General features: G+C 30.9%; 1 pseudogene. It reads right to left on the minus strand.

The window, feature by feature from the left end:
• Positions 1 to 185, minus strand: a pseudogene (locus A6E03_RS19000) (hypothetical protein); the annotation flags it as partial.
• Positions 186 to 304 lie beyond the last annotated feature (119 nt).

Here is a 304-nt window from a genome sequence, read left to right on the forward strand (position 1 = left end):
TCAAGCCCATCATGACTAGAGTCATACGACATCCAAAAAATAAATAATGAACATAACAATGCCACAAAATACCCCAAATATTGATGCTCTATGGTTTCATACTCATAGAGTACTTCTTCGTTGTATAAATCCATTCTCATGGTTTCTATTTTATCGTTATTGTCTATATCTTTATGAGTTAGCATGATTTAACCGTATCCATTATTATTTAACATCAATCTTGACCCATTGGATGTAAGAACTCTTTAAACTTTTCATGCTCATAAATATCATCTTCTTTCTCAACCTCATAAAAATGACCATT

This window comes from Aliivibrio sp. 1S128, from assembly GCF_001691065.1.
Taxonomy (GTDB): domain Bacteria; phylum Pseudomonadota; class Gammaproteobacteria; order Enterobacterales; family Vibrionaceae; genus Aliivibrio.